Annotated in this window: 5 protein-coding genes and 1 pseudogene; 3 read left to right on the top strand and 3 right to left on the bottom strand. The window is 73.9% G+C overall.

Features of this window, described 5'->3' with window-relative positions:
- Positions 1 to 146 (top strand): ATP-binding protein (locus tag AB0G32_RS39940; RefSeq protein WP_361175848.1); only part of this gene is annotated, 146 nt, incomplete at its 5' end.
- Between the two features lie 2 nt (positions 147 to 148).
- Complete coding sequence (locus AB0G32_RS39935; RefSeq protein ID WP_361175845.1) at positions 149 to 772, top strand: response regulator transcription factor; 624 nt, start codon at positions 149 to 151, stop codon at positions 770 to 772.
- 40 nt (positions 773 to 812) lie between these two features.
- On the opposite strand, the gene AB0G32_RS39930 is transcribed toward AB0G32_RS39935, so the two are convergent.
- The 3 genes from AB0G32_RS39930 to AB0G32_RS39920 all read right to left on the bottom strand — a co-directional run bounded on the left by AB0G32_RS39930 (position 813) and on the right by AB0G32_RS39920 (position 6,489).
- Positions 813 to 2,036, bottom strand: coding sequence for a Gfo/Idh/MocA family oxidoreductase (locus AB0G32_RS39930; protein WP_361175842.1), 1,224 nt, complete (start codon positions 2,034 to 2,036; stop codon positions 813 to 815).
- 155 nt (positions 2,037 to 2,191) lie between these two features.
- Positions 2,192 to 5,464 (bottom strand): GH92 family glycosyl hydrolase, encoded by a 3,273-nt coding sequence (locus AB0G32_RS39925; RefSeq protein WP_361175839.1) that lies wholly within the window; start codon positions 5,462 to 5,464, stop codon positions 2,192 to 2,194.
- Between the two features lie 539 nt (positions 5,465 to 6,003).
- Positions 6,004 to 6,489 carry a 5-carboxymethyl-2-hydroxymuconate delta isomerase gene (locus AB0G32_RS39920; protein ID WP_361175836.1) on the bottom strand — a complete coding sequence of 162 codons (486 nt, stop codon included), beginning with the start codon at positions 6,487 to 6,489 and terminating at the stop codon, positions 6,004 to 6,006.
- Between the two features lie 330 nt (positions 6,490 to 6,819).
- Here AB0G32_RS39920 and AB0G32_RS39915 point away from each other — a divergent pair.
- Positions 6,820 to 7,219 (top strand): annotated as a pseudogene (locus tag AB0G32_RS39915) (hypothetical protein); the annotation flags it as partial.

Here is a 7,219-nt window from a genome sequence, read left to right as displayed (position 1 = left end):
GCCGGGGCCACGGTCTGGCGCTGATGCGGATGCGGGCCCGGGCGGCCGGCGGCGCGCTCACCGTCGAGTCGGCGCCCGGCGAGGGGACCGTGGTGACGATGTCCGTGCCGTTCGCCGCGGCCGGCACCGGGGCGGTGCCGCGGTGACCGTGCGGGTACTGCTCTGCGACGACCACGCCGTCGTCCGCGCCGGGCTGCGCGCCCTGCTGTCCAGTACCGACGGGATCGACGTCGTCGGGGAGGCCGGCGGTGGCGAGGAGGCCCTCGGCATGGTCGCGGGGCTGCGGCCGGACGTGGTGCTCATGGATCTGCACCTGGGCACCGGCATGGACGGGGTGACGGCCACCCGGCGGCTGACCGCGCCGGACGCCGGTCACGTGCCGCGGGTGCTGGTCCTCACGATGTTCGACACCGACGCCGACATCGCCCGGGCCGTCGCCGCGGGCGCCACCGGGTATCTGCTCAAGGCCGAGCCGCCGGAGCGGCTGTTCGCGGCGGTGCGGGACGCCGCGGCCGGCCGCGCCGTGCTGTCCGGATCGGTCGCCGACCGGGTCGTCTCCCGGCTGCGTGCTCCCGGCCCCGCCCTCACCCCGCGCGAGCGCGACATCCTCGGCCGCCTCGCCCAGGGCCTGGGCAACCGGGAGATCGCCCGCTCCCTGTTCCTGAGCGAGGCCACCGTCAAGACCCATCTGAGCCGGGTCTACGCCAAGCTGGGCGTGCGCACCCGGTCCGGCGCCGTGGCCGCGGCGGCCCGGCACCGGCTGCTGCCGTGACCGGCGCCCGCCGGCGGACCGGGCGACTGGTCCCGTCCGGTCAGGCCGGTCCCCGGGAGCCGGGCTGGTGGGCGGCGAACCAGGCGGCGGTGGCGGGGTCGAGCGGCGGCACGTCGACCGGGGTGCCTCCGGAGCGCAGTGACGTGGTGGCGGCCAGGCCCGCGGCGACCGCCTCGCGGGCGGCGACCGGGGAGGTGTCGGTGGCACCACCGTGGGCGGCGAAGCGCAGGAACTCGGCGACGATCGCCTCGTCCGCGCCGCCGTGCTCGCCGCCGCCCTCGTCGGTGACCGCCAGATTCAGGTCGGCGTCCGGCCGGTAGCCGGAGCGGCGCCGGTTCCAGACCCTGATCACCGGGTCGTCGCCCTCGATGCCGTCCCCGAAGTTCTCCATGCGGCCCTCGTCGCCGATGACCGTGTAGTTGCGCCAGTAGTCCGGGGTGAAGTGGCACTGCTGGTAGCTGGTGAGCACCCCGTTGTCGAGGCGGGTGAGCATCATGCTGATGTCCTCGACGTCGACGACCGGGTTGAGGTCGCGCAGCGCCGAGGGCGGCCAGACACCGGTGTCGAACCAGTCCTGGACCCGCTGCGGGCCCTGCGCGGCGGTGCGCCGGTGGGGGTTGCCGCCGTAGACGGCGAGGTCGCCGAGGGCGGTCACCGAGCGGGAGTAGCCGCCCGCCAGCCAGTGGATGGCGTCCAGGTCGTGCGCGCCCTTCTGGAGCAGCAGGCCGGCGGTCCGGGCGCGTTCGGCGTGCCAGTCCTTGAAGTAGTAGTCGCCGCCGTGGCCGACGAAGTGCCGGCACCACACCGCGCGCACCCGGCCGATCGCGCCCTCGTCGATGATCCGCCGCATCCGGCGCAGCACCGGCAGATGGCGCAGGTTGTGCCCGACGTACAGGCGGGTGCGGGTGCGGGCGGCGGTGGTCAGCACGCGGTCGCAGTCGGCGAGGTCGACGGTCAGGGGTTTCTCGACGAAGACGGCGACGCCGGCTTCGAGGAAGAACAGGGCGGGCGCGGTGTGCGCGTCGTCGGGGGTGAGGACGAACACCGCGTCGAGGTCGTCGGCGAGCAGGTCCTCGTACCGTTCGTGGACGCGGACGCCGGCGCCGAAGAGCTTTCGCGCGTCGGCGCGGCCGCGTTCGGCCGGATCGGCGCAGGAGACCACCCGGGCGGTTCCCGGACGGTCGGCGAGAGTGGCCAGTTGGGCGCGCTGGCCGACACCGACGACGCCGACACGCAGTTCGGGCTGGGAGGCGGACATGGTCATCCCTTCGTTCCGGACAGGGCGATGCCCCGCCGCCGTGGTTGCCACGACGATAGATGCTTGAAAGTGTTCGATCAATGGCGGTAATGAGCACTTTCACGCATCACTGTCGCCGGGCCGGCCCGGCGGGGCAGGTGTCGCCCGCCCCGCCGGGGAGGTCAGCCCACCGCGAGGGTGAACACGTGCAGGTCCGCGTTGTCCGGCAGCCGTACCTCGCTGACCCGCTTGCCGTCCGGCGCGGCGAACGGCTCGGTGGCGAAGACGTACGTCGCCACCGGGTCCTGGTCCGCGCCCGCGACGTTGCGGTACGCGGCCTTGGCGACGGTCTCGTTGCCGTACTGGACGGTGCCGCCCCCGCCGCCGACGGTCCAGTCGGTGAAGGCCAGGTCGACGGTGTCCGTGCTGCCGTCGGTGTAGGTGACGGTGGCCGCGGACTCCTGGTTGCCGTTGACGGCGCTGCCGATGAAGGACAACCGGGCCGCCGGGTCGGCCAGTTCGATGCTCTGGCCGGTGGCGGTGGCGTTGTCCGGGCGGCCGGCCGGGGAGTCCGGCCAGGTGAAGGTGAGGCCGTCGACGGTACCCGGCTGCCCCGGGGTCAGGCCGGCCGCCGCCAGCGCCTGGCGGGAGTAGCTCCAGCCGCCGCCGTCGTAGTCGGCCTCGTCGTGCTCGCCCTCGTCGTCGGAGACCCCGGTGTTGTTATAGGCGGCCAGCAGGGTGCCGGGCGCGGCGACGGTGAGGGAGACGGGTTGCTCGTAGGAGCTGTCGCCCGAGGTGACGGTGACCCGCACGTCGTAGAAGCCCTGGGCGGTGCCGGGGCCGGCGGTCAGTTCGATCTGCTGGGCTCCGTCGGTGACGGTGCCCTCGGCGGGGCTCGCCGTGATGCCGTCGGGGGTGTCGACCTCGAAGCGCACGTCGGGTCCCGCGCCGCCGCTGACCGCCAGGGCGCGGATGCCGACCGTGGTGCTGTCGCCGGGGGCGAGGGTGGCGGCGGTCGGTCCGACGCCGATCTGGTAGGGCTGCTCGCCGTCCCGGAAGGACGGCGGGGCCTGGTCGGCGCCCCAGTCGGGGTCCGGGGTGGCGGAAAGGGTGTAGTCGAGCCGGCCGCCGTGCTCGACGACCGAGGCGGGCAGCCACGGGCGGTCGCTGGTGCGGCCGTTGACCTTCAGGGCGTGGATGTACGGCGCGTCGGCCGCCGCGCCCTCGGCCCGGATGGAGATGTCCTTGCCGCCCGGCCGGTCGATCTCCACCCGCGGGAACAGCGGGGAGGCGAGGACGAGTTCGGCCCGGGAGGGCACCTGCGGGTACATGCCGAGCGCGGAGAACACGTACCAGGACGACATGGCGCCGAGGTCGTCGTTGCCCGGGATGCCGCCCGGCTGCGTCGACCAGAGTTCGCCCATCGCGGCGCGGACGGTCTGCTGCGCCTTGTAGGGGGCGCCCGCGTAGTCGTACAGGTAGGGCACGTTGATGGACGGCTCGTTGTCCATGCCGGACTTGTCACCGCCGCCGCCGCTGAAGGACCAGTCGCCGCCGTCGTCGTGGAAGAAGGTGTCAAGCCGCTTCAGTGCCTGGTCGGTGCCGCCCATGGCCGCGAACAGCCCGGCCGGGTCGTGCTGCACCATCCAGGTGTACTGGGCCGCCGTGCCCTCGACGAAGCCGTTGCCGGTGGCCGGGGTGAAGCCGGTGACCCAGCTGCCGTCGGCCTTGCGGTTGGCGATGTACCCGCCGGTCGGGTCGGCGGCGATGTTGAAGTTGTTCTGCCAGTACTGGGAGCGGGTGGCGAAGGTCTTGGCGGTGTCCCGCTGCCCGGCCTCGGCGGCGAGCTGGGAGAGCGCGAAGTCGGCGCCGGACATCTCCAGTGTCTCGGCGGCGCCGCCCCAGGCGTTGGAGACGGACGGCATGTAGTGCAGGTCCAGGTACTTGTCGAGGGAGGGCCGCTGGCCCACCGACAGCACCGGCTTCCCGGCCGCCGACAGGTCCTGTGCGGTCGGTACGGTGGCCGCCTTCACCAGCGACTTCAGCGCGCCCCCCAGGTCGAAGCCGGTGCCGCCGAAGGCGTGGATACCGGCCAGGGCGATCGGCGAGGGATCGCCGTTCATGACGTGGGTGCCGCTGACGCCGTGCAGCCAGCGGTCCCAGATCCCGCCGTTCTGCTCGGCGGTCTCGTACAGCGACTGGGCGATGTCGGAACCCACGTCCGGGTTCAGCAGGGTCAGCAGCTGGACCTGGTTGCGGTAGACGTCCCAGCCGGAGAAGGTGCCGTACTGCGCCCGGTGGCCGCGGCCGACGCGGTGCACCTTGTCGTCGGGGCCGCGGTATCTGCGGTCGGCGTCGCTGACCACGTTGGGGTGGAACAGGGCGTGGTAGAGCGCGGTGTAGAAGGTGGTGCGCTCGTCGTCGGTGCCGCCGCCGACCCGGATCGCGGCGAGCCGGTCCCGCCAGGCGTCGTGGGCGGCCTTCTCGACCGAGGCGAAGGAACGGCGGGGCGGGTTCTCGGCCTTGAGGTTGGCCTCGGCGCCGGCCTGGTCGACGTAGGAGATGCCGACCTTGACGCCCACCGGTCCGCTGCCGGGCGCGAACTCGACGTAGCCGCCCGCACCCTTGCCGGCGACGGGCCGGCCGCCGTTCGTGAAACCGCCGGTGCCGCCGGAGGCGGTGGTGGAACCCGGGCTGAGCCGGTCGTCCCGCCAGGTGCCGGTGGCCTTGAAGGCGCGGTCGAACTTCGCGGTGAAGTGCAGGGTGTAGTAGGAGCGTTGGCCCTCGGGGTCGAGGTAGCCGCAGAAGTTGCCGGAGGTGACGGAGCCGGAGATGGTCCGGGTCTTCGGGTCGATCTTCACCGTGGAGTCGGTGGAGCCGACCTCCGAGTTGGCGGTGCGGACCAGGAGGCTGGCGGGCTTGTCGGCCGGGTAGCTGAACCGCGCCGAGCCGGTGCGGGCGGTGGCGGTCAGGTCGGCGGTGACTCCGGAGGAGAGGCCCACCTTGTAGTGGCCGGGCTCTGCGGTCTCGTCGTCATGGCTGAAATCGGCGGCGTAGACCGCGTCCTTGGTGTCGCTCGCCGGGGAGGAGGTGACCTCGCCGGCGTAGGGGAAGAACGGGATGTCGCCGCTGCCGCCCGCGCAGCCGGTGCCGGACATGTGGGTCAGGCTGAAGCCGCGGATGCGGGTGGCGTCGTAGTGGTAGCCGCCGGGGGCGGTGGTGCGGGTGGCGTCGCCTCTGGTGGTCTCCGGGCTCCAGGAGAGCATGCCGAACGGGACGACGGCGCCGGGGTAGGTGTCGCCGCCGTTCTCGCTGCCGATCAGCGGATCGACGTAGGCGGTGGGGTCCTTGACCAGGGACAGGTCGGGTGGGGCGGCGGACGCCGCCAGGGCGGGGGTACCGCCGCCGACCGCGAGGGCCGCGGCCAGCAGCAGGGACATCGGACGGAAACGCATGACGCGGCCCCTCCTCGGGACGGGTCGCGCACCACGGGTCGCACAAGCCGCAGGGACAGTAGCGTGAACGGGCGGCGTCGCGGAAGAGCACCTTCGTGCGGTGGGCGGGCGGGGCGGACGCGGACGACTCGGCCGTGTCGCGGGGTCTGGGCTGTGGGGTTTGTGTTGCGGGGTTGACATCGTTGTCCGGCGGCGCGGTAGTGTCTTGACGTCATCACGACAACGTTGTCGCACCGTGATGTCGCACAAGCCACTCGTGCAAGCCACTCGCACAAGCCACTCGTGCATGCCACCAGCGGGAAGCGCCGGGACCGCACCCGGGTCTGCGGGAGCGCGGCCCGCGCCCTCGCGTTGCCCGGCCGCCGATCGGTCGGCCGGTTCAGGCGGCGCGCCTGCCCGCCGGCCGGTGCGCCGACGGCCGGGATCGGATCGACGTCCGTTTCGCCTCCGGGGCCTCGGATCGCGCCCGCGGAGGGGGCCGGCCCACGTCGGCCTGCCTCGCCCCCCCGCTGCCCGGTCCACCGCGCCCCGCGCCCCCGTCACCTGCAAGAAGAAGGGGACGCTTCACGGCAAAGTCTGCCCTGCGGGGAATGGCCGGACGTCGCGGGCGCGTTCAACGGGCGGCGGGAGCGGGCGGACGGCGCCTGCGCCGGGGCGGCCGGCCGGCGGTCCACGCGGGGCGCGGCGGGCGACAGCCGGTAGGAACCGGCCAGTTCCCGCACCTCCGCCGAACGGACCACGCCGTCCGCCCGCAGGTGCTTGTCGAGCAGGGCCAGGATGCTTTCGGCGAGGTGCGCCCGGAGCGTCTCGGACCGGCCCGGCTTCAGGCCGACCTCCACATGCACGAAACCGCCGCCCGCGTCCGCCCCGGCACCGACGTACGTCTCGGCCGGACGCACGAGCGTCTTGCACACGCCCGTCGAACCGCTCTCCTCTAGGACCAGCGGGTGCAGTTCCGCGACCAGGGCCGCTCGGTCGAAGGCGGCGGCCAGGTGGGCGGAGTAGTCGATGGTGAGGTGGGGCATGGAGGACCTTTCACGCGGCCTGGTTTCGTCAGGCAACCATTTTCTCGCGCGGCGGGACCGCCCGGCCCCACCGGCCGCGTCATTCACCTCACGTCAACAGCGCGCCGGACTGTCACTCGTACGAGATCGGGCGTGGCGGGGACTGGCCGGGCGTGTCGCCGGAGTGCCTCCCAGGGGGTGACGCGGCGCGGCGGGTGCCCGGTGGCCCGCCGACCGGCCACGCTGCGGTGACCGGCCGATTCCAGAACGTAACGTGGCTGCGGCAGACTGCTCTGCCGCACGGCGCGAAGATCATCGCGGTGCGGCGACGCGCGAGGGAAGGGGACGAGGATGGAGATGGAGGCCCACGCGACGAGCGGGCCGGGTGAGCGGGTGCTGGGGCGGTCCTGGATGGTGCGCCTCGATCCGGCCGGCCGGGGCAGCACGGCGGTCCGGTTCACGTGCACCCGCCCGGCGTGTCCGGCCCAGCGCCTGCCCTCCGCCACCGCCGGCCGGTCCTTCGCCGTCGCCCACCTCACCGCGCACCTGCGGGCCGCGGCGGGCCCCCGGGGCGAGGCGTACTGCGCGTGCCGGGCCGACGGCTGCCACGGACACGGCGACACCGCGGCCGCCGGCCGGCCGTCCGGCGCCCCGGCGTGGCGGTGCGGCGGCGCGGTGGTGTTCGCGGTCCTCGCGGACCGGGCGGGGCGCTGGTGGCAGGCGCTCGAGTGCTGTGCGCGCTGCGCGGCCG

This window comes from Streptomyces sp. NPDC023723 (assembly GCF_040639815.1).
Lineage (GTDB): Bacteria > Actinomycetota > Actinomycetes > Streptomycetales > Streptomycetaceae > Streptomyces.
Note: the sequence above shows the minus strand (reverse complement) of the source record. Positions and strands in the feature narration are given on the sequence as shown.

Excerpts from the sequence above, each read along its gene's own strand:
- AB0G32_RS39930 (WP_361175842.1), bottom strand. The coding sequence starts at position 2,036 with ATGACCATGTCCGCCTCCCAGCCCGAACTGCGTGTCGGCGTCGTCGGT.
- AB0G32_RS39925 (WP_361175839.1), bottom strand. The coding sequence starts at position 5,464 with ATGCGTTTCCGTCCGATGTCCCTGCTGCTGGCCGCGGCCCTCGCGGTC.
- AB0G32_RS39920 (WP_361175836.1), bottom strand. The coding sequence starts at position 6,489 with ATGCCCCACCTCACCATCGACTACTCCGCCCACCTGGCCGCCGCCTTC.